This window comes from Thioalkalivibrio sp. ALE9, assembly GCF_000377445.1.
Classification (GTDB): Bacteria; Pseudomonadota; Gammaproteobacteria; order Ectothiorhodospirales; family Ectothiorhodospiraceae; genus Thioalkalivibrio.
Map to the genome: position 1 here is coordinate 15673 of NZ_KB898123.1, position 18431 is coordinate 34103.

Below are 18431 nucleotides of genomic sequence, written 5' to 3' on the forward strand. Positions count from 1 at the left end.
TTCGACATTGGCCCAGTTGGCATCATGGCTACGGTCATTGGAGTCTTCTTCCTCGCCCTGAACGTCTGGATCTGGCGTCAGGAACTTCGCAGCAGTCGCAGCAAGAAAAAGTAGCGCCTCACGCTACCTTCACCCTCCCGGGGAAACCAATCCCCGGACGGGCATGGTTTCTCCGGATTCATCACTGATAGGAGAAACACCATGTCTGAGAGCAAATACTTCGATCTGCACATCACCGGCCTTGGCTACCTGAATCGGGTGCGCGAGGTGAGCCCCAAGAAGGGCGCGTCGTTCTATGCGTGCGACATCGTCGCGCTGCATGGGTCCGCCGACGCCCCGGACAAGACCCGGTTTGATTGCCGCGTAAGCGGCCAGGAAGCCGAGCGTCTGATCAAGGCGGCCAAGTCTTACGTCGATGAAGATCGCAAGGTCCTCATCGGATTCAAGCTGGGTGATCTGTACCCGGATCTGTTCGAGTACCAGAAAGGCGAGAAGGCCGGCCAGACCGGCGTTTCGTTGAAGGCTCGGCTGCTCCGGGTCGCCTGGGTCAAGGTGGACGGCGAAACCGTCCACACCGCATCGGCGGACTCGACTCAGGAACCGGAAAGCTCCGCCGCCTGAATCCGGCAGACCGTTCGCCAGGGGGATCCTCTCACCCCCTGGCAACGGGGTGTCTCCGTCGTGGGGCACCACCGATCCCCCTTGCCACGACAGGGGGGATCGGGGTGTCCCACAACTGACGGAGAAGCCCCATGAAAGCTCGCACCATCACCAAGCTCTTTCGTTCGCTCGACTCGGTTTCCGAGGCCCTCAAGTGCGGTTTCCAGGTACTGGATACCCGCACCCTGGAGCCGATTACGGATTCCGATCTGGAACAGCTGTCCACGTCCGATCTGGACCATCTGCAAATGCGGATCGGTTGATCGAGCCGGCGCCCCCTCGGGGGCGCCATTCCCGAGGGTCGCGTGCGGCCCTGGGGAATGACGGCTTTACCGCCCGCCTGAGCGTATCAGGCCCCTTAAAACCCTTCCGGATCGGGAAGAAGGGTGCCGGCACTGCCGGTCGATCCATTTCCTTCACCCACCACGGGGACACCGTCCCCCGTGGGGGCGGTCTGTCCCCAACACTCGGAGACAGACTCATGCGAGGACTTCACATCAGCCGGAAACACGAAGGCATGGCATTCAAGCGCGCGGGCGAACGCGTGGACCTTCGGTTCACTCAGCCCGACATCAACAAACGCCGCCCGGCTCGGGTGGTAACTCCACCTCCGCGTCACTGGTGCCTTGAAGCACCCTGCTGACCGCTGTAGCGCGTCGAACCCCGGGACATTGTCCTGGGGTTCGGCTGTGTTTCGGGGCGTCATTCCCGAGGGTCGCGGGCGATCCTGGGGAATGACGGCTTTACCGCCCGCCTGAGCGTATCAGGCCCCTGAAAGCACCCCCGGATCGGGCAGGGGTGCGCCGGCTTCGCCGGTCGATCCATTCACTTCACCCACCATGGGGAGAGCACTCCCCGGTGGGGCGCTCTCCGTTCACAGACAGGAGAGCATCGATGGACAAGGAAACCATCAAGGCGTTTATCGCCTGGCTGGAAGCGGCGACCGAACAGGAGATCCTGGAGCGGCGTCAGCAAGCATTGAACGCTCAGGTGAGCACTCGGGAGGGCCGTGCCGACATCAATCTTGCGCTTCGTCTGATCGACGAGGAGCTGCTGGCACGTCTCGATCTGAAGTCGCAATCGCACTGAGCTTCACCGCGCGTGGTTTGAGTTGATCGTTGATCTGCTCGAACCGCTCGGTTTCGCCTCTGAACAAGGCGCGCGTCAGCGCCTGTTCCAGGGTGGAACGTTGACCATCAATGACCTTCATCACCGGCGCCTCGCTGCTCGGGTACGAACGGTCAACATACCATTTCAACCCCCGTGGGGCAGTCGGATCCCACGGGGATCGGTCTGTCCCCAATTTTCATGCACAGGAGACAGACCATGTCCAAGAAAGAAGCCTCCAAGGACCTGTACCAGGAAGTGACCGATCAGATCATCACGGCCCTGGAAAACGGAGTCGTGCCCTGGGTCAAACCCTGGGATGGCGACAAGGCGGCACTGGCGAGCGGAATGCCGGTCAATGCCGCGACCAATCGCCCCTATCACGGGGTCAACGTCATGCTCCTGTGGATGCAGGAGGTGGCCCACGGGTATTCCACCAGTCGGTGGATGACCTTCAAGCAGGCGTCGAACGTCGGCGGTTCGGTACGCAAGGGCGAGAAAAGCACGCTGGCCGTGTTCTTCAAGCCAATCCAGCGGCAGAAGACCGACCGCGATGGCAAGCCGGTGACGGACGAGAAGGGCGAGCCGGTGATGAAAACCGTGCCGATCCTTCGGGCCTTCAAGCTCTTCAACGTGGACCAGATCGATGATCTGGAGGATCGGTATCGCGTGGGTCCCACCGGGGATGCTCTGGAACCGAGCTTCACGCCCATCGAGGCGGCGGACTCGGTGCTGGAGTCCTCCGGGGCTCTGATCCGACATGGAGGCGACCGGGCGTTCTATTCGCCCGAGCTGGATTACATCCAGTTGCCCCCGAAGACGTCGTTTCGGGAAGAGGCCGGTTATTACGCCACGGCGCTCCACGAACTCACGCACTGGACGGGGCACGAGTCCCGCCTCGCGCGCGAGGGGATCGTGGAGTTTGATCACTTCGGGTCCGAACGCTATGCGTTCGAGGAGCTGGTCGCCGAGTTGGGCGCAGCCTTCCTGTGTGCCGAGATCGGTATCCAGGGGGATCTTCGCCACGAGGGCTACATCGGCTCCTGGGTCCGGAAGCTCAAGGAGGACAAGCGGGCCATTTTCCGGGCCGCAAGCCAAGCCCGGAAAGCCGCTGAACACCTGCGGCCGGAGGCCGAGGCACAGTCCGAAGCTACCGGATGAATCCACTCTCAACCTTGACGGCCTTCGGGCCGTCATTCCCGAAGGCCGCGTGCGGCCCTGGGGAATGACGGCTTTACCGCCCGCCTGAGCGTATCAGGCCCCTGAAAGCACCCCCGGATCGGGCAGGGGTGCGCCGGCTTCGCCGGTCGATCCATTCACTTCACCCACCACGGGGACACCGTCCCCCGTGGGGGCGGTCTGTCCCCTCCATTCGGAGACAGACCATGACTGCGCGTATCAAGATCACGTTCGAGCGATGGAAGCCCGTCGATCTGGAACTTGGCGAACCCTCCCAGCGGGGATGGATCGATTCCGAGGGCGTCCGAATGGACCCCGAAGATCCCGAGGACCGGTCGGCGGTCGAAGCGGCCGTGGCGTTCCTCAATCGCAAGGGAGCTGTTCACCCCTCCAGTGATCCCCCAACCGGCATCGACCTGTGGTTCTCCACTGAACCCGAGATCGATTTCGAGACCGGGGATCAGGAGATCCGGAGTTACCACCTCAAGGGGTTTTCCGTGGAGGAAGAACTCCAGGTGTTCCACCGGATCCGGTACGGATAACAGGAGGCGAGGATGTACGGGAAGATCGCTTTTGAATACTTCGGCCACCATGTCGAACTCCAGCCCATGGCATCCGCCAAGGGTTGGTATGTCGGTACGGCGGACCCCCTGGACGGGACTCCGTTGTCGCGCGAATCCCTGGAGTATTTCGCCACGGAGGAGGCAACCACGGAGGCTCTGAATACGGGTGCCTGGACACAGCGGGCCCATCCCTAGAACGCCCGCCTGAGCGTATCAGGCCCCTGAAAGCACGCCCGGATCGGGCAGGGGTGCGCCGGCTCGCCGGTCGATCCATTCACTTCACCCACTACGGGGACACCGCTCCCCGTGGGGGCGGTCTGTCCCCTCCATGCAGGAGATAGACCATGACGTTTTGCACTGAGACGGATCTTGCGATTCACCGCCACCGCGTCCCCGAACTCGAACGGATCCAGATCCTGCCGAGGTATCTCGGGGCACATGCCCTGGCATTTGAAAATAGCGTCTTCGATTCGCTGGGAACCCTGGCGGAAGCCTACAAGGGCGGCTTTTGGGAGTTCTACGAACTTTCCAACGGTGGTTTCTACATGGCACCCGAACAGGAACGGAACCTGCGGATCGTGGTGCCCGGTAACGGCTACGAGGGCGAATTGAGTCCGGATGCGGCGGGCATCATTGCCTGCCTGTTTGCCTTCAACGCGATGGCCTGGCGCTTTCGCGAAGATCGGCACGTCAACCTGTACCACTGGTTGAGGGATTACGCGCTGGACCACGACGAGTCCGGCGAGATCCTTCGCGCGATCGACTAGCCAACGGCATTCCATTCCCCAAAAGGGCGACGGCCCCTTTGGGGGCGGTCGCCCCTCTATACAGGAGACTGACCGTGGAATCTCAACATCACTCCATTCTTGGGGACCTGGTCCCCATGGACCGAGGGCTGTACGCCCTTGGCTCGGACGCGACCCGGATCATGGTGTGCCATGGCCCGGGCGTATTCCTGCTCAACTCGCACGCCCTGGAGCCGATGGACACGTCGCCCGGTGCCCTGCGTGCTCAGGCACTCGAACACCTGGCGTTTCTCGCCGAAATCGAGCCGATCGAATCGCTGGCTTTGGCGGTTGCGACCGGCAAGCAAGCCGCTTGACCACACGCCCCTTCGGGGGCGTCATTCCCGAGGGTCGCGCGCGGCCCTGGGGAATGACGGCTTTACCGCCCGCCTGAGCGTATCAGGCCCCTGAAAGCACCCCCGGATCGGGCAGGGGTGCGTCGGCACCAAGCCGGTCGGTCCATATCTTTTACCCACCACGGGGACACCGCTCCCCGTGGGGGCGGTCTGTCCCCTCCATGCAGGAGATAGACCTATGGCAACGACAGTGATTTACACGACCCTGGGCGAACGCAAGGGGACCAAGCGGCTATGGCTGGAAGGCCGCCGCCTGGCCCGGGCCGGAATCAGTCCCGGCCAGCATTTCGAGCTTACAAGTCTCGATAACGTGAAGGGCTCGCATGACGGCCTCACCCTTCGATTCACCCCAACGGGTGATCGGAGGGTGTCCCGTCGCAAACGCGGCGACCAGGAATTGCCCGTTATCGACGTGTCGGGCGAAACACTGGTGACCGCTTTTGGCGAAGCGAAACGGGTCCGCGTCGTTATCCGTCCTGGCTCGATCGAGATCCGGGTCCACCATCACGATCGAGCAACGGCTGAACGCTCGAAACGGCTTCTACAACGCCTGAATCAAGGCGAGCCGCTACGCATGGCGTCTCTGGCCCATGGTGGCGGCATTCTGGACCACGCGCTCCATCGAGGCCTGGCCGCCGCCGGTGTCCCCGTCGAGCTGGCCTTTGCCAACGAGTCGGACGGTGACTACCTGGAGGCATCGCTGGCGAACAATCCGATCTGGAAGTCGGATTCCATTGCCATCGAGGCCCCAATGCAGGACGTTGAATGGCGCAAGCTACCGGCCATCGACATCCTCGCGGCGGGGCTTCCCTGCACAGGGGCCTCCCTCTCGGGTCGAGCGAAAAACCGCTTGGCGAAAGCCGAGGAGCACGAAACCGCTGGTCCGTTGTTCGTCGCGTTCCTCGCGGCGATTCAGACCTTGCGGCCGAGTGTGATCCTGCTGGAGAACGTGCCTCAGTACGGCACCACGACCAGCATGACGGTGATCCGGTCCATCTTGAGCAGCCTCGATTACGAGCTGCACGAGACGGTTCTCGACGGATTTGAGCTGGGCTCGATGGAGCGGCGCAATCGGTTCTGCATGATTGCAACCAACCCGGAGGTGCCCTTCGCGTTCGACGGGCTGCGTGCCGTTCGGGATCGTGAGTCGTGTATCCGGGACATCCTGGAGGACATCGACCCTGACGATCCTGCCTGGAAGGCCTACAGCTACCTGGCCGAGAAGGAGGTCCGCGACAAGGCCGCCGGTAAAGGCTTTCGGCGGCAGCTCCTCGATGGATCCGAGGAAAGCCTTGGGACCATCGGGCGCGGGTACGCCAAGGCGCGGTCCACCGAGCCGTTCATTCGACATCCGAGCGACCCGGCACTCACGCGGTTGCTGACGCCGAAGGAGCATGCACGCGTAAAAGCGGTTCCCGAGTCCCTGATCGAAGGGCTCTCCGCCACGCGCGCGCATGAAATCCTGGGTCAGTCTGTGGTGTACGCCGCATTTGAAGCCGTCGGAATGCACCTCGGGCGTGCGCTGGCAGCCTTGCGGGACTCGATGCAGCCACATCAGTCCGTCGCGGCATAACCCTTGTCGCTCCGTCCGTGCTCACCCAGCGATCTGCTGGGCGAGCACGCTTTCACCCCCCACGGGGACACCGCTCCCCGTGGGGGCGGTCAGTCCCCTCCATGTAGGAGACTGACCATGTTCAATCTCGCACGAATCCAGGAAGGCCTGCGGCAGGCTGGAATACTGCTGGCTGTTGCCGGGATCCTGACTCTGTTCATCGACCGCGGATTCACCGCAGGAGGACTCAGCACCGTGGTCCTGGGCCTGATCCTCTGGCTCGTGGGCTGCCGGGAGAGCTAAGATGATGCTTATGGAAGACTTCGGCGTGTTCATTGGGCTGGCACTGATCGGGATCGTGATGATCGGCGCCTACCTGATCGCCCGCCGGCAAAACCGTCGGCGCCATTGACCAACCGCCACTCCCGCCACTGGCGCGGGGTGGCGTCATTCCCGAGGGTCGCGCGCGGCCCTGGGGAATGACGGCTTTACCGCCCGCCTGAGCGTATCAGGCCCCTGAAAGCACCCCCGGATCGGGCAGGGGTGCGCCGGCTCGCCGGTCGATCCATTCACTTCACCCACCACGGGGACACCGTCCCCCGTGGGGGCGGTCTGTCCCCTCCATGCAGGAGATAGACCTATGCTGATCAAAACGATTGCTCATGCGCGCATTGCCGATCTGAAACCGATTTCCCGGGGACGATTCGAGCTGTGTCGCTCTGGCACTCGATACCGCATCGGTATTCAACCCAACGGATCCATTCGGCTCCTATCCGTCTCGTCCGCCCGCGCGGCCTGACGGCTCTCAACCCACCACGGGGACACCGCTCCCCGTGGGGGCGGTCTGTCCCCTCCATGCAGGAGACTGACCATGTCCATGCTGATTCACATCGTCCCCGACACGGACCCCTTCAACCCACGCGAAGACTGCGACAACCTCCTCGGTAACATGGTGTGCTGGCACAGCCGCTATGAACTGGGAGACGAACAGCCGGCAGACAGCCCCCGCGAGTGGGCGCTGCAGGTGGCATGCGAGTTCAACCCCTCCATTGAAGATCAGGTCGAGCGTTTCGCCGACCGACTGTGGGACCGTCTGGACTCCACCGAGCCTCGCCTGGAGAAGCGGCTGCACGAGCACAGCCAACAGGTGATCCAGTTCCAACAAGAGAAGGTGGATGCGATCCTCGATCGATACATGATCATGGTGCCGCTTTACCTCTATGACCACTCGGGGGTCACGATGTCCACCCGACCATTCAGCTGTCCATGGGATAGCGGTCAGGTCGGGTGGATCTACGTGACCCGCGAAGACGCCCGCCGCGCGTTCGGGTGGAAGCGTCTGAGCCCGAGACGGGAGGCGCGAATCCGCTCGATCCTGGAGGCCGAGGTCGCCACTTACGACCAATACCTGCAGGGCGAGGTGTACGGATACGTCGTCTATGAGAACGGGGTCGAGGTGGATTCCTGCTGGGGCTTTTTCTCCGATGCGTTCGGCGAGGACTACCGGCAAAACGGCATGGCCGATCACTGGCCGGACGGATGGGAGAACGCCCAAATCGTCGTGTCCATGGATCCGCATGACCAGCTCGAAGTGGCCTAGTGGTCACATTGCCATGAGCCGCGAGCATCGAATGTTGTTCGCAGCATCTACCCTGACGGCCTTCGGGCCGTCATTCCCCAGGGTCGCGCGCGGCCCTGGGGCATGGCGGCTTTACCGCCCGCCTGAGCGTATCAGGCACCCTTAAAGCCCCTCCGGACCGGGAGGCGGGGCCCGGCACCGCCGGTCGGTCCATTTACTTCACCCACCACGGGGACACCGCTCCCCGTGGGGCGGTCTGTCCCGACACTCTGAGGAGACCGCTATAATGGAAAGCATGATTGCGTTCGACACCCATGCCTACGTCAAGAAGCTCCGCTCCGCCGGTGTATCGGAGGAGCAGGCGGAAGTGCAAGCGCAGGCGATGCTGGAGCTCATGGAATCGAGGGTGGCCACGAAGGAGGATTTCCGGCTCCTTCGCGAGCAGATGGCCACGAAGGAGGACCTCCGAGAACTGGAAGCCCGTATGGCCTCCAAGGGGGACCTCCGGAAGATCGGATCGAGGATCGATTCGATCGAGTCGCGTATGGCCTCCAAGGAGGACCTCCGGGAGATCGGATCGAGGATCGATTCGATCGAGTCGCGTATGGCCTCCAAGGAGGACCTAAAGGCGTTCGTGACCCGTGCCGAAATGTACCGGGCCCTGCTCATTCAAACCGGCGCGATCCTGGCCTCCATGTTCGCCATGCTGCAGTTGATGTGACCACCGGACCGTCTCCGGGGAGTCCCATTCCTTAAAACGACGCCCCTTCGGGGACGTCATTCCCCAGGGCCGCACGCGACCCTCGGGAATGACGGCTTTACCGCCCGCCTGAGCGTATCAGGCCCCTGAAAGCACCCCCGGATCGGGCAGGGGTGCGCCGGCTTCGCCGGTCGATCCATTCACTTCACCCACCACGGGGACACCGCTCCCCGTGGGGGCGGTCTGTCCCCTCCATTCGGAGACAGACACATGCGCTACTCTCAATTTCATGCCTGGGAACCCCTGGACGGGCAACTGCTGGACACCGTGGACAACTTCCGGCGTTTCATCGAAAACGCCGTTGCGTGCCGTCATCCGGAGAACAGCATTGAATACTGGTCGAAGCCCCGCGACATGAACGGCCAAGGCCTCCATGAGTATCTTTCACAGATCCACCACTGCGCCGTCTACGCCCATCCGGGCGGGTCGGAGGGCGACATCATTCGGGTGTCGCTTGCGACCCGAGACGGGGAATACATCCCCGTTTGTTTCGCAAAGCTGTTAGGGCCCGAGTTCGAGGTCTGGGACATCACGAAGACCGTCGCCGAGGCGGTCAATGGAATGATCCTCTACCACGAGCAGCCCATGCTTCCCCGTTTGGCGAGCCATTTCGTTCGTCTCAACCAGGGACCCAGCCTGATCGAACGACCGGACGGCAAAACGCTGATCCTCGAACTGGATGGCAACGGCGATCTCGTCGTGTCCATGGCTGGGGAGCCCCTGAAACCGGAAGCCCACCATCAAGTCGCGGACAAGCCGTGGCTTTTGGAGGCTCTGCTCCGTGAGTACAAGCAGTTCTTCGGAGATATGGGCAACCACCCCCTCGACTTCGTGACGAAACCCGTCACCACGTAAGCCAGCCCTCTTTACCAAGGGGGGCGATCGGTCCATCGGTATTGCCGGTGGGTCCATGACTTTTATTCACCCCAAGGGGACACCGTCCCCGTGGGGGCGGTCTGTCCCCTCCATGCAGGAGACAGACACATGCACACCTATGAACTCGCGGAGCTGTATCGCGACCCGCTGTACCAGAAGCGACTCCTGGAGGTCGGCACACGCGCGGAACTGCTTGCCTGGGCCGCCTGGAATGACCCCAATGGGGTGTTTCTCGACATGGACTGTGATGCCGAGGGCCTACCACGACTGAGCCGAGCGGAGGCCGCCAACGCGGTTTTAGGGATGATCGATTTCCCTCGGATCGTGGCGGCATCGCTTCCTTCGCCGGAATACCGCACCCTGCGGGTGTCCGACGAGGGCTCACCCCTGGTGGGCGATTACGTCGCCACGCTTCCTGCTCCGGACGCTCTCGGGAGACTGAGGACGCTACGGAAGGAAGCGAAGGCACTCGGCGGAACTACGTGGAGCAATGCGCGCGCGGACGTGGTCGAACTTCCGTGCGACGACGGGGAGCGACTGCAGCACGTCTTCCGCTGGATCTAATCTTGACGGCCTTCGGGCCGTCATTCCCGAGGGCCGACCGCGACCCTCGGGAATGACGGCGGAGATTCAGCATTTGCAGTCTGGAGGATTGCCCGGAATGGGCCCTTGCGGTTGAATGCGTATTACACCGCCCGCCTGAGCGTATCAGGCCCCTTGCCGACGCCCGTCGGCAAAAGCCCCTACGCGCCGAGAGTGGGGGTGCCGCATTTGCCCCTTTGCGGCGCGGCGCTGTCGGCTGATCCAATTTTGTCCCTGGCTCGGGTCAGTCGATCAATACCGAGCCTCGGTGGAGGTTCACAAGTCAACTCGTTGGGCCCTCCGGGCCCGGCACGAGTTCTTCTCGAATGGTTTAGGGGGGTCTCCCCACGGTCGGTGCATAGCGCCCGCCGTGGGGAGACCCTGGTCTCCGTGATTCAAATCACTGGCCGCCCACCGCCAGATGCAGCGTGGGTCCCTTTGTGCGGTACTGCCGCGCCATTCGAGATAGATCCATCCCCCCAAAACCATGGATCGCCGGAATACGACTCGCTACTGCAGGAGGGTGAGATCGCTCCGCCCTGGGGAAACCTCCCACTCGACCGGGCCCTCGCACAATCGACGCGCCCGGTCCTGAAGCACCTCAATCGAAGTCAACTCGCGGATCAGCCACCCCCGACCCAACCGGGGTGGCTGGTTACGTTTTGCCCACGCCTGGCAAGTCCTTGTTCCCTCGCTTTCTTCCCTCTCTTTCCCATGCAGTTATCCCCAGTTTTTGTGGATAACTCAAAAACCCTTCGCGCTCGCTTCAGGATTTTTCGTAGTCGCCACACGCGGGACCCGGAGAATTGGCGACGTCCGCTGCCTTGGCGGCGGGCAGCCCATACCCCTTAGGGCTGGTGCCCGCGCCTCCTTTGGCGCGGGTCTTTATTCCAAGCAGGCGAGGCAAGACATGCGAACACGGTTACCCGCACTCCTTGTGGCGCTGGCGTTCACCTCCTGGGGAACCGCTGCGGCCAGTGACATTCAGGTGGGTCGATACCTCACCGCCACCGATGCGCCCGCACCCGAGCAGGTGCAGCCCCTGCAGGTCACGGTCCAGATGGATTTCCCGTCGGACGTCCGGCACGTCGGCTCCGCGCTCACCTACCTCCTGACACACAGCGGGTATCGACTGGAGGACCCGGCCAAGGCGGACCCGGCCATGCGGGTGCTCCTGACCCGACCGCTTCCCGAGGTGCATCGAGAGCTGGGGCCCCTGAGCCTTGAGAATGCGCTGACCACCCTCGCCGGCCCCACCTGGCGCCTGGTCGTCGATCCCGCCATGCGGGAAATCTCCTACGAGCCGCGTGCGCCTTATGCCGAGTCCGCACGGGCGCGAGGTCACGCGATCAAAGCCGACACCGTGCGCGACGTGCTCGCGCCACAGCCCCCAACAGCCCGCCTGTATGGTCCGGTTCAGCGCGGCGAGACCCTCGGTTCCATCGCCGAGGCGATTTCGCCGGAGCAGCCGTCGCGCATGGCCGCCGCGCTGTTCGAGGCCAACCCGCACGCGTTCTTCCCGGCCAATGCGCCGAACCCGAATCAGCTCCGCACCGGCGCCGAACTGGAGATCCCCAGCGACGAGGTGGCCGCCCGGTATGCCCCGTCCCGCGCCCGGTCGATTCTGCGAGGTGATCAATGAGCACGAACGAGAAGTCGGACCATCGTCCAGCGCCTCAGCCCATCCCGCGCTGGCTCAAGATCGCGGGGCCGGTCGTCGGCCTCGCCGTCGTAACGGGGTTGCTCCTGATGTTCATCGGCGGCGGAGGGGCCGAAACCGAGGAACCCGAGCCCGTGCCGGCCGAACCGGTCGCGGAGGCAGATGGAGCGGACTTCAACGAACAGGAAATGCTGCTCGCCTCCCTGGAGGCGCGGGTCGCCAGTCAGGACGAGGAGCTGCGTGAGCTGCGCTCCGAGCAACGCGACTTCCGCGACAAGCTCGACGGGCTGGAGTCTGCGATCGACAACCAGGGCCCCGATCAGGCCGTGACCGACCGACTGGAAGCTCTGCAGGGTGAACTGATGGATCTCCGTGCCGAGGTGGAGTCCTCGGAGACCCTGGAGCCCATCGAGGCGCTGAGGGGCGATCTGAGCGCCACGCAGCGGCGCGTCGCCCGTCTGGAGGAAGCACCCGAAACCCCCGAACCGAACGCCACCCTGACGGGTATCGAACACTGGGGGGCTCGCCACTTCGCCATCCTGGAAGGCGCGAATGGCCGCGAACGGATCCGCGTGGGTGGACGCTACGGGCAATGGACGCTGGAAAGCCTCGATCCGGATGCCGGCGTCGCGGTCCTTCGGCACCCACGCGGGTTCATGCACGCCCTCGCCATCCACGACGAGTAGGAGCAGGAGATCATCATGGGTGGAGCTGTCGTTTTGCTGTTGATTGGGGTCGGCGTCATCGCGGCCACGCACGATCCGGAACCCGAGGTGGCACCCGAGCCGCCCCCCGTCGAGCCCGTCGCGATTCCCGAGCCGCCGCCGACCTGCCTTGACCAGGTCGCCGAGCGAACCCGGGTCGAAGCCGATCTTTCGTCCAAATGGGAACAGCGGGTCTATTTCATTGATGGGCGCCCCTGCATGCGGGGGCGCCCATGACCCGGCCTCGCTACTCCGTGATCGCGTTGCTGGTGACGGCCGGACTGTCCGGCACCGTTCAGGCCAGTTCGGTCGAGTCCGACGCGACCCGCGCCGAGGCCCGAGCGTCCGAAGGCGTCGAAACGGCACCGGCCCGAACACAGCATTGGGATCTCTCCGACGCCGAGTGGGAACGCTACGACGCCATCATGGAGGGTCCACGGGGACTCTGGTCGCCGGATCTGGACCCGATATGGGTCCTGGGGATTCATGCAGAGACCGAGCGCGAACGTCGGTACTACGCCGAGCTGGCCGTGGAGCAGGAGCGGGATCGCGTCACCGGAGAACTGGCCTTCCAGCATGCCTACGATGCCGCGTGGGATCGCCTCTACCCGGACAGGGTGCTGATCGAGCCGCGTGACCGGTCCGGCTCCGCGACGGGTGCCACACCCCGCATGAGTGAGCCGAGGACCTCCACCCTGGACGACCTCGGTGCGGATGATCGCGTGGTCCTGGTCGCCGCCCGCGACTGCAACCGCTGCGGGGACATCCTGGAACGCGCCGTGGAGCGCTTGCAGGACGGGGCCCAATGGCGGCTGGACGTCTTTCTGACGGATACCGATGCGGATCAGGAGGTGCGCCGATGGGCGGCGGAGAACGCGGTCCCGATCGATCTGGTGCGAGCCGGTCGTATCACCCTCAATCACGACGACGGCACGCTGGCCGATCACGACACGCCCTCGCTGTTGCGGCAATCCGGGCAGCGCTGGCAGCCGGTCTTGCCCTAGCGCTTGCGACCCGGGCGGCAGCGGGCGTTCCTGAAGGCTATCACCGTGTCGCTCAGGCCGAGGGTGTTCCGGCCGATGTCCTGTACGCCCTCGCCGCCGCCGAGTCCGGCGCACGGCTGTCCACGGGTGCGGCGCGGCCGTGGCCCTGGACCCTCAACGTAGGTGGGCGGCCGGAGCGATACCGAACGTACCAGGAGGCGCTGGACGCCCTGGAACGCCACCTCGCGGCCGGGAAGCGGAACATCGATATAGGACTCATGCAGGTCAACTGGCACTGGCACGAGGAACGGCTCCAGGACCCGGCCCTGGCCCTCGACCCCTATAGGAACCTCCGCATCGGTGCCGCCATCCTGCGCGAGCAGTACGAACGCAGCGGCCACTGGCTGGAAGCCAGCGGCCTCTATCACGCGCCCTCGAACACCACCAACGCCGCCCGCCACCGGGCCCGCGTCCAACACCATCTGGAGGCTCTGCCGTGATTCCGAAACCCCTTATGGCCGCTCTGCTGTCCTTCCTCCTTGTGCCCGCTTCTGCGCAGGCCCTGGAGGTGATCCTCGATACCGGCGAAGGCCAACCGGCAGGCCCGTACCTTGAGCGCCTGGAGGGTGCCGAGGAGCCGACACCTCGCAATACGGCCGCGCTCCCCCCGTTGAACGACGCGGCCGAGCGTATGCTGCCCATCGAGCCGTCCCGCTTGCGCGTGGCACCGCTGCAGGGGCAGCCACCGGCGCATGTGCGCGAGACACTCCGGAATATGCCGCGCCCGCTCTGCCTGGTGGGATCGGACTCGCAATCGCTCGCCTGGCTGGAACACCACCGGGTCGCGCTCATGCAGGCGGGGGCCGTGTGCATGCTCGTTCAGGCGGACACCCCCGAGGACCTCGAACGGGTGCGCGACACCGCGCACGGGATCCCGGTCCAACTCTCGCACGGCGATGATCTCGCCGAGCGGTTGCAGCTCGACGTCTACCCGGTCCTGATCTCGCGCGAGGGAATCGAACAGTGAGCCAGCTGCCCGTCGAGGCCCTGCTACGGCCGCCGGTCGAGTTCTACTCCGCCTTTGTGGCCGGCGCCGCCGCCGTCATCGCGGTCGCCGCGCCCTGGGCCCTGATGATGACCCCCTCGATCGCCTGGGTCGCGGCTTTGATGCTCGGGGCACTGGCCGTACACCGAGCGCGGCAGGGGTGGCGAATCGTCCGGTATCACCGCCACCTCCGACAGCTGCCCGAGTTCTCCATGAGCGCGAAACAGATCCCCGTCTCGCGCCGGAAGCTCTACCTCGGACGGGGGTTTCGCTGGACGCAGAAGCACACGCAGCGCTTGCGGGACACGATCCGGCCGGAAGTCCAGCATTACGTGGATCCCGGCCCCCTGTACCGCTGGGCCCGCCGCAAGGAGGTCCAGTGGGAGTCCACGCCCGGGCTGCGCGGCATTGCGCGCGCACTCGGGAAGCGATCCTGGTGGAACCCCCTGGCCCCTCTGCCTCCCGTGGGCGGGAAACCCGCGCTGCACGCCGTTGAGCCGGACGAGGAAGATGCCTGGACGGATCTCGGGGAGCGCGTGGGGCATACCCTGGTCCTGGGCACGACCCGGGTGGGCAAGACGCGGCTGGCCGAGGTCCTGATCACTCAGGACATCCGACGCGGCGACGTCACCATCGTCATTGACCCCAAGGGGGATGCCGAGCTGCTCAAGCGCATGTATGCCGAGGCCCGCCGCGCGGGGCGCGAAGACCAGTTCTATATGTTTCACCTCGGTTACCCGGACCACTCCGCTCGCTACAACGCCGTCGGGTCGTTCAGTCGGATCACCGAGGTCGCCACCCGTGTCTCGAACCAGCTCCCGAGCGAAGGCAACAGCGCCGCCTTCAAGGAGTTCGCGTGGCGGTTCGTGAACATCGTTTCTCAGGCGATCGTGGCGCTGGGCCGACGCCCCGATTACCAACAGATCCTCCGGCACATCACCTACATCGAGCCGCTGCTGATCGAATACTACGAGCACTGGCTCCCCGGCGTGGCCCCCGAAGGCTGGAAGGAGGAAGTGGAGCGGCGCGAGGCCAACACCAACGAACGCCAGCTACCGCGCAACCTGCAGGGCCGGGACCGGCGAGCCGTTGCCCTGATGCTCTACGCCAAGGAGCAGGGACTGTTCGACCCCGTGGCCGATGGCCTGCGCAGCGCGTTCGAGTACGACAAGACCTACTTCGACAAGATCGTGGCCTCGCTGCTCCCCCTGATGGAAAAGCTGACCACCGGCAAGACGGCGGAGCTGATCGCCCCCGACTATCTCGACACCGACGACCCTCGCCCGATCTTCTCCTGGCGGGAGATCATCCGCACCGGCGGCATCGTCTACGTGGGCCTCGACGCGCTCTCGGATGCCGACGTCGCGGCGGCCGTGGGCAACTCGATGTTCGCGGATCTCTGCTCCGTCGCGGGTCAGCTGTACAAGCATGGGCAGGACGACGGCCTGCCGGACGGTGGCCGGTCGGGACTCCCGACCGTCAACGTGCATGCCGACGAGTTCAACGAGCTGATCGGCGACGAGTTCATCCCCCTGCTGAACAAGGCCGGTGGAGCGGGGTTCCAGGTCACGGCCTATACGCAGACCTGGTCCGACGTCGAGGCCCGGATCGGATCCAAGCCCAAGGCCGGCCAGGTGGCCGGTAACTTCAACACGCTGGTCATGCTGCGGGTGAAGGAGTACGAGACGGCCGAAATGCTCACGGAGCAACTTCCGCAGGTCGAGATCAACACGCTCATGCAGGTATCCGGCACCAACGACTCGGCCGATCCCGAATCCGACCAGCACTTCTCCAGCCGCAACGAAGACCGCATCACGGTAACCGAGGTCCCGCTGCTCACGCCGTCCGACATCGTCACCCTGCCCAAGGGTCAGGCGTTCGCCCTGATCGAGGGGGGACAGCTCTGGAAGATCCGCATGCCGCTCCCGGACAGTAAAGCGGATCCGGTGATGCCCGGATCGCTCGCCGACATCGCCGAGCGCATGCAGCGCGATTACACCACCGCCGAGCATTGGTGGCAGGACACCGCCATGCCGGTCGCTCCGCAGGAATCCGCCTGATGGCGAGCGCGAACCGACAGGCATCGAAACACCCCGCGCAGCAGCGCGAGCCGGGGCTGATCGGGCGCACGCTGAACCTCGCGGGGCAGGTCGTCCTGTGGCTGCTCGCGGCGTTGCTTTTTTCCCTGGTGGCGGAATGGGTCGGCATGACCTGGATCTGGCCGGACCAGGGCATCCAGCACAGCCAGCAGATGCTCGAACGCGAGATCGGCTACCTCAACGAGGATTTTCGCCAGTCCATGTTGACCGCGGATCCGGGGAGCTACGCGCGCAGCTTCGCGGAGGTGTCCTATCGCTTCCTATTTGAGTACACGGGGATCCACTCGCTCGTGGAGTGGCTGTCGATTCCCGCGCACCCCGAGGATGGCCGGATGGTGCACTCCCTGCGCAACGGCTATCAGTCCATCGAGCCCTATGTCCTGGCCGGCATGGCGATCACGCAGGTCTTCGCCCTCCGCCTGGGGGTGCTGACCCTCGCCATGCCGGTGTTCGTCCTCTTCGCCATGGTGGCCCTGGTCGATGGACTCGTGCAGCGCGATCTGCGCCGCTGGGGAGGCGGCCGCGAATCGTCGTTCGTCTATCACCACGCGAAACGCCTGATGGCGCCCTCGATCGCCATGGCCTGGGTGGTCTACCTCGCGCTGCCGTTTTCGGTCCACCCAAACTGGGTCATTCTCCCGTTTGCCCTGCTCAATGCGATCACCATCGCCATTACCGCTTCGAGCTTCAAGAAGTACCTCTGAGAACCCCACCCACCGCTGCGAGTGTCACGAGCGCACCGCGTTTCTCCACCCCCGGACGGCCGGACGCCAAACCCCTTACCACCAACGTTCGACGCCGCACTCCCGCTCGGGCTTGCGATGCAGTCTGCTCGGCCCACCCACGTTTCACCCTCGCCAAACCCGCCCTTTCCGAAGGCTCGAATCGCACGGCGCAGGGGCTCAACCCGGGCGCCGGAAAAACCCTCGCGAATGGTTTGAGGATTTTTCGTAGTCGCCACGGCCGGGAATCAGAAGACTGTGTCTCACGCTAACGCCTCGGAGTCACACGCCATGCACAGAACCCTGGTCGCGCTCGCTACGGGCGTGGTGATGATCACCCTCACACCGGCGGCCCTGGCCGACCGCGATGCGGAACGCGAGAGCCTGAGCCGACTCGCGCACGAGATCCAGGCCCTGCACGCGCTGGTCGATCAGGCCGAAGCCCATGCCGACCCCGACGCACGGATCCGCTTCCAGTACGACTGGCTGCGCCAAGACCTGGAGCGGGTGCAGGCCGGCATCGAGGAGCACCTCCGGGCACCGCGCGCCCAACCGCGCCGGGTCGAGCCCCTCAGTGGTGATTACCGCCGGTGAGTGGCGACGCCTCCAGTCAGTTCGAGCAGTGGGCCGGCGCGAGTGGCGCCGATCTCGGGCTCGCGATCGCGGCGATTGTCGCGGTCACCTACCTAATCTGGCTCATGTGGGTCGTGATGGGCCAGTTCCGCGCCTGGAGTGACCGCGAAATACCGATGTTGGACCTGTTGTGGGTCGCCATTCGAGCTGCCGTGGTGGTGATGCTCGTGGGTTATTTCATCCGTCCATAGGAGGACACAACGATGTTGAGTACCTGTAAACGCTATTGGGCTCGCGCCCGCACCATGTTCCTGAGTGGCGTGGTGGTCGCCCTGCACACGACACCCGCCTGGGCGCAGAACCTGCCCACGGCCCCCGAGCCCGACGGAGGGTTCACGGCCGGCAACTGGATCGACCTCATGCGCGGCTACCTCTACGAGGGAGCGACCCTCCTCGGGACGCTGATCGCCATCGCTTCCTTCCTGTGGGTGTCCTGGACCGCGCTGACCAAGTTCAACGAGGCCCGCCAAGGAAAGGCCGAATGGGGCGAGGTGGGTCTGCTTGGCGTGGTGGGTGCCGTGATCCTCCTCGTCCTGAGCTTCTTCGTCACTCAAGCCATGTCGATCATGGAGTCCTGAGCTTCTTC

The 18431-nt window shown here is 64.5% G+C and carries 25 protein-coding genes; all 25 read left to right on the forward strand.

Annotation, left to right across the window (positions count from 1 at the left end):
* Positions 1-201 precede the first annotated feature (201 nt).
* Positions 202-621: an STY4534 family ICE replication protein gene (locus D106_RS0103170; protein WP_018879183.1), complete on the forward strand. Its 420-nt coding sequence runs from the start codon at positions 202-204 to the stop codon at positions 619-621.
* 131 nt (positions 622-752) lie between these two features.
* Positions 753-923, forward strand: coding sequence for a hypothetical protein (locus D106_RS15170; RefSeq protein ID WP_017941450.1), 171 nt, complete (start codon positions 753-755; stop codon positions 921-923).
* 631 nt (positions 924-1554) lie between these two features.
* Positions 1555-1749 (forward strand): hypothetical protein, encoded by a 195-nt coding sequence (locus D106_RS0103180; RefSeq protein WP_018873964.1) that lies wholly within the window; start codon positions 1555-1557, stop codon positions 1747-1749.
* 237 nt (positions 1750-1986) lie between these two features.
* Complete coding sequence (locus D106_RS0103185) at positions 1987-2928, forward strand: ArdC family protein (protein WP_018879184.1); 942 nt, start codon at positions 1987-1989, stop codon at positions 2926-2928.
* Between the two features lie 224 nt (positions 2929-3152).
* Positions 3153-3488, forward strand: a complete 336-nt coding sequence (locus tag D106_RS0103190) for a hypothetical protein (protein ID WP_018878817.1) — start codon at positions 3153-3155, stop codon at positions 3486-3488.
* Between the two features lie 12 nt (positions 3489-3500).
* Positions 3501-3704 (forward strand): hypothetical protein, encoded by a 204-nt coding sequence (locus tag D106_RS0103195; protein ID WP_018879185.1) that lies wholly within the window; start codon positions 3501-3503, stop codon positions 3702-3704.
* Positions 3705-3853: 149 nt separating this feature from the next.
* Complete coding sequence (locus D106_RS0103200) at positions 3854-4276, forward strand: antirestriction protein (protein WP_018879186.1); 423 nt, start codon at positions 3854-3856, stop codon at positions 4274-4276.
* Positions 4277-4350: 74 nt separating this feature from the next.
* Positions 4351-4611 (forward strand): hypothetical protein, encoded by a 261-nt coding sequence (locus D106_RS0103205; RefSeq protein ID WP_018879187.1) that lies wholly within the window; start codon positions 4351-4353, stop codon positions 4609-4611.
* 217 nt (positions 4612-4828) lie between these two features.
* The gene (locus D106_RS0103210) at positions 4829-6223 is read left to right on the forward strand and encodes a DNA cytosine methyltransferase (protein ID WP_018879188.1); all 1395 of its coding nucleotides are present in this window, start codon (positions 4829-4831) and stop codon (positions 6221-6223) included.
* A 117-nt stretch (positions 6224-6340) separates the two neighbouring features.
* Positions 6341-6505, forward strand: coding sequence for a hypothetical protein (locus D106_RS15175; RefSeq protein ID WP_018878813.1), 165 nt, complete (start codon positions 6341-6343; stop codon positions 6503-6505).
* A 568-nt stretch (positions 6506-7073) separates the two neighbouring features.
* Positions 7074-7802 (forward strand): hypothetical protein, encoded by a 729-nt coding sequence (locus D106_RS0103225; protein ID WP_017926587.1) that lies wholly within the window; start codon positions 7074-7076, stop codon positions 7800-7802.
* 265 nt (positions 7803-8067) lie between these two features.
* Positions 8068-8502: a hypothetical protein gene (locus D106_RS0103230; protein WP_018879189.1), complete on the forward strand. Its 435-nt coding sequence runs from the start codon at positions 8068-8070 to the stop codon at positions 8500-8502.
* Positions 8503-8751: 249 nt separating this feature from the next.
* Complete coding sequence (locus D106_RS0103235; RefSeq protein WP_018879190.1) at positions 8752-9396, forward strand: hypothetical protein; 645 nt, start codon at positions 8752-8754, stop codon at positions 9394-9396.
* A 129-nt stretch (positions 9397-9525) separates the two neighbouring features.
* Positions 9526-9981, forward strand: coding sequence for a hypothetical protein (locus tag D106_RS0103240; protein ID WP_018879191.1), 456 nt, complete (start codon positions 9526-9528; stop codon positions 9979-9981).
* A 955-nt stretch (positions 9982-10936) separates the two neighbouring features.
* Positions 10937-11641 (forward strand): hypothetical protein, encoded by a 705-nt coding sequence (locus tag D106_RS0103245; RefSeq protein WP_018879192.1) that lies wholly within the window; start codon positions 10937-10939, stop codon positions 11639-11641.
* Positions 11638-12345 (forward strand): hypothetical protein, encoded by a 708-nt coding sequence (locus tag D106_RS0103250; protein ID WP_018879193.1) that lies wholly within the window; start codon positions 11638-11640, stop codon positions 12343-12345. Before D106_RS0103245 ends, D106_RS0103250 begins: the two co-directional genes overlap by 4 nt.
* A gap of 15 nt (positions 12346-12360) precedes the next feature.
* A complete protein-coding gene (locus D106_RS0103255; RefSeq protein ID WP_017926582.1) occupies positions 12361-12600 on the forward strand; it encodes a hypothetical protein in 240 nt (79 codons plus the stop codon).
* Positions 12597-13367 (forward strand): TIGR03759 family integrating conjugative element protein, encoded by a 771-nt coding sequence (locus tag D106_RS0103260; RefSeq protein WP_017926581.1) that lies wholly within the window; start codon positions 12597-12599, stop codon positions 13365-13367. Before D106_RS0103255 ends, D106_RS0103260 begins: the two co-directional genes overlap by 4 nt.
* Before the next feature lie 80 nt (positions 13368-13447).
* Entirely contained in the window at positions 13448-13846 is a 399-nt protein-coding gene (locus D106_RS14570) for a transglycosylase SLT domain-containing protein (RefSeq protein WP_231372859.1), read from the forward strand.
* 14 nt (positions 13847-13860) lie between these two features.
* Positions 13861-14373 (forward strand): PFL_4695 family integrating conjugative element protein, encoded by a 513-nt coding sequence (locus D106_RS0103270; RefSeq protein WP_018878700.1) that lies wholly within the window; start codon positions 13861-13863, stop codon positions 14371-14373.
* Positions 14370-16451, forward strand: a complete 2082-nt coding sequence (gene traD / locus D106_RS0103275) for a type IV conjugative transfer system coupling protein TraD (protein WP_018879195.1) — start codon at positions 14370-14372, stop codon at positions 16449-16451. The genes D106_RS0103270 and traD overlap by 4 nt, the downstream gene beginning before the upstream one ends.
* Entirely contained in the window at positions 16451-17194 is a 744-nt protein-coding gene (locus D106_RS0103280; protein ID WP_018879196.1) for a TIGR03747 family integrating conjugative element membrane protein, read from the forward strand. Before traD ends, D106_RS0103280 begins: the two co-directional genes overlap by 1 nt.
* 309 nt (positions 17195-17503) lie before the next feature.
* Positions 17504-17806 carry an RAQPRD family integrative conjugative element protein gene (locus D106_RS0103285; protein WP_018879197.1) on the forward strand — a complete coding sequence of 101 codons (303 nt, stop codon included), beginning with the start codon at positions 17504-17506 and terminating at the stop codon, positions 17804-17806.
* Positions 17803-18036 (forward strand): DUF3262 family protein, encoded by a 234-nt coding sequence (locus D106_RS0103290; protein ID WP_018158359.1) that lies wholly within the window; start codon positions 17803-17805, stop codon positions 18034-18036. The genes D106_RS0103285 and D106_RS0103290 overlap by 4 nt, the downstream gene beginning before the upstream one ends.
* 12 nt (positions 18037-18048) lie before the next feature.
* Positions 18049-18423 (forward strand): TIGR03745 family integrating conjugative element membrane protein, encoded by a 375-nt coding sequence (locus tag D106_RS0103295; RefSeq protein WP_018879198.1) that lies wholly within the window; start codon positions 18049-18051, stop codon positions 18421-18423.
* The last annotated feature ends 8 nt before the right edge of the window (positions 18424-18431 follow it).

What these genes read in the sequence shown, in the direction of transcription:
- D106_RS0103170 (WP_018879183.1), top strand. Translation starts at nt 202, where the DNA reads ATGTCTGAGAGCAAATACTTCGATCTGCACATCACCGGCCTTGGCTAC.
- D106_RS15170 (WP_017941450.1), top strand. Translation starts at nt 753, where the DNA reads ATGAAAGCTCGCACCATCACCAAGCTCTTTCGTTCGCTCGACTCGGTT.
- D106_RS0103180 (WP_018873964.1), top strand. Translation starts at nt 1,555, where the DNA reads ATGGACAAGGAAACCATCAAGGCGTTTATCGCCTGGCTGGAAGCGGCG.
- D106_RS0103185 (WP_018879184.1), top strand. Translation starts at nt 1,987, where the DNA reads ATGTCCAAGAAAGAAGCCTCCAAGGACCTGTACCAGGAAGTGACCGAT.
- D106_RS0103190 (WP_018878817.1), top strand. Translation starts at nt 3,153, where the DNA reads ATGACTGCGCGTATCAAGATCACGTTCGAGCGATGGAAGCCCGTCGAT.
- D106_RS0103195 (WP_018879185.1), top strand. Translation starts at nt 3,501, where the DNA reads ATGTACGGGAAGATCGCTTTTGAATACTTCGGCCACCATGTCGAACTC.
- D106_RS0103200 (WP_018879186.1), top strand. Translation starts at nt 3,854, where the DNA reads ATGACGTTTTGCACTGAGACGGATCTTGCGATTCACCGCCACCGCGTC.
- D106_RS0103210 (WP_018879188.1), top strand. Translation starts at nt 4,829, where the DNA reads ATGGCAACGACAGTGATTTACACGACCCTGGGCGAACGCAAGGGGACC.
- D106_RS15175 (WP_018878813.1), top strand. Translation starts at nt 6,341, where the DNA reads ATGTTCAATCTCGCACGAATCCAGGAAGGCCTGCGGCAGGCTGGAATA.
- D106_RS0103225 (WP_017926587.1), top strand. Translation starts at nt 7,074, where the DNA reads ATGTCCATGCTGATTCACATCGTCCCCGACACGGACCCCTTCAACCCA.
- D106_RS0103230 (WP_018879189.1), top strand. Translation starts at nt 8,068, where the DNA reads ATGGAAAGCATGATTGCGTTCGACACCCATGCCTACGTCAAGAAGCTC.
- D106_RS0103235 (WP_018879190.1), top strand. Translation starts at nt 8,752, where the DNA reads ATGCGCTACTCTCAATTTCATGCCTGGGAACCCCTGGACGGGCAACTG.
- D106_RS0103240 (WP_018879191.1), top strand. Translation starts at nt 9,526, where the DNA reads ATGCACACCTATGAACTCGCGGAGCTGTATCGCGACCCGCTGTACCAG.
- D106_RS0103250 (WP_018879193.1), top strand. Translation starts at nt 11,638, where the DNA reads ATGAGCACGAACGAGAAGTCGGACCATCGTCCAGCGCCTCAGCCCATC.
- D106_RS0103255 (WP_017926582.1), top strand. Translation starts at nt 12,361, where the DNA reads ATGGGTGGAGCTGTCGTTTTGCTGTTGATTGGGGTCGGCGTCATCGCG.
- D106_RS0103260 (WP_017926581.1), top strand. Translation starts at nt 12,597, where the DNA reads ATGACCCGGCCTCGCTACTCCGTGATCGCGTTGCTGGTGACGGCCGGA.
- D106_RS0103270 (WP_018878700.1), top strand. Translation starts at nt 13,861, where the DNA reads ATGGCCGCTCTGCTGTCCTTCCTCCTTGTGCCCGCTTCTGCGCAGGCC.
- D106_RS0103280 (WP_018879196.1), top strand. Translation starts at nt 16,451, where the DNA reads ATGGCGAGCGCGAACCGACAGGCATCGAAACACCCCGCGCAGCAGCGC.
- D106_RS0103285 (WP_018879197.1), top strand. Translation starts at nt 17,504, where the DNA reads ATGCACAGAACCCTGGTCGCGCTCGCTACGGGCGTGGTGATGATCACC.
- D106_RS0103295 (WP_018879198.1), top strand. Translation starts at nt 18,049, where the DNA reads ATGTTGAGTACCTGTAAACGCTATTGGGCTCGCGCCCGCACCATGTTC.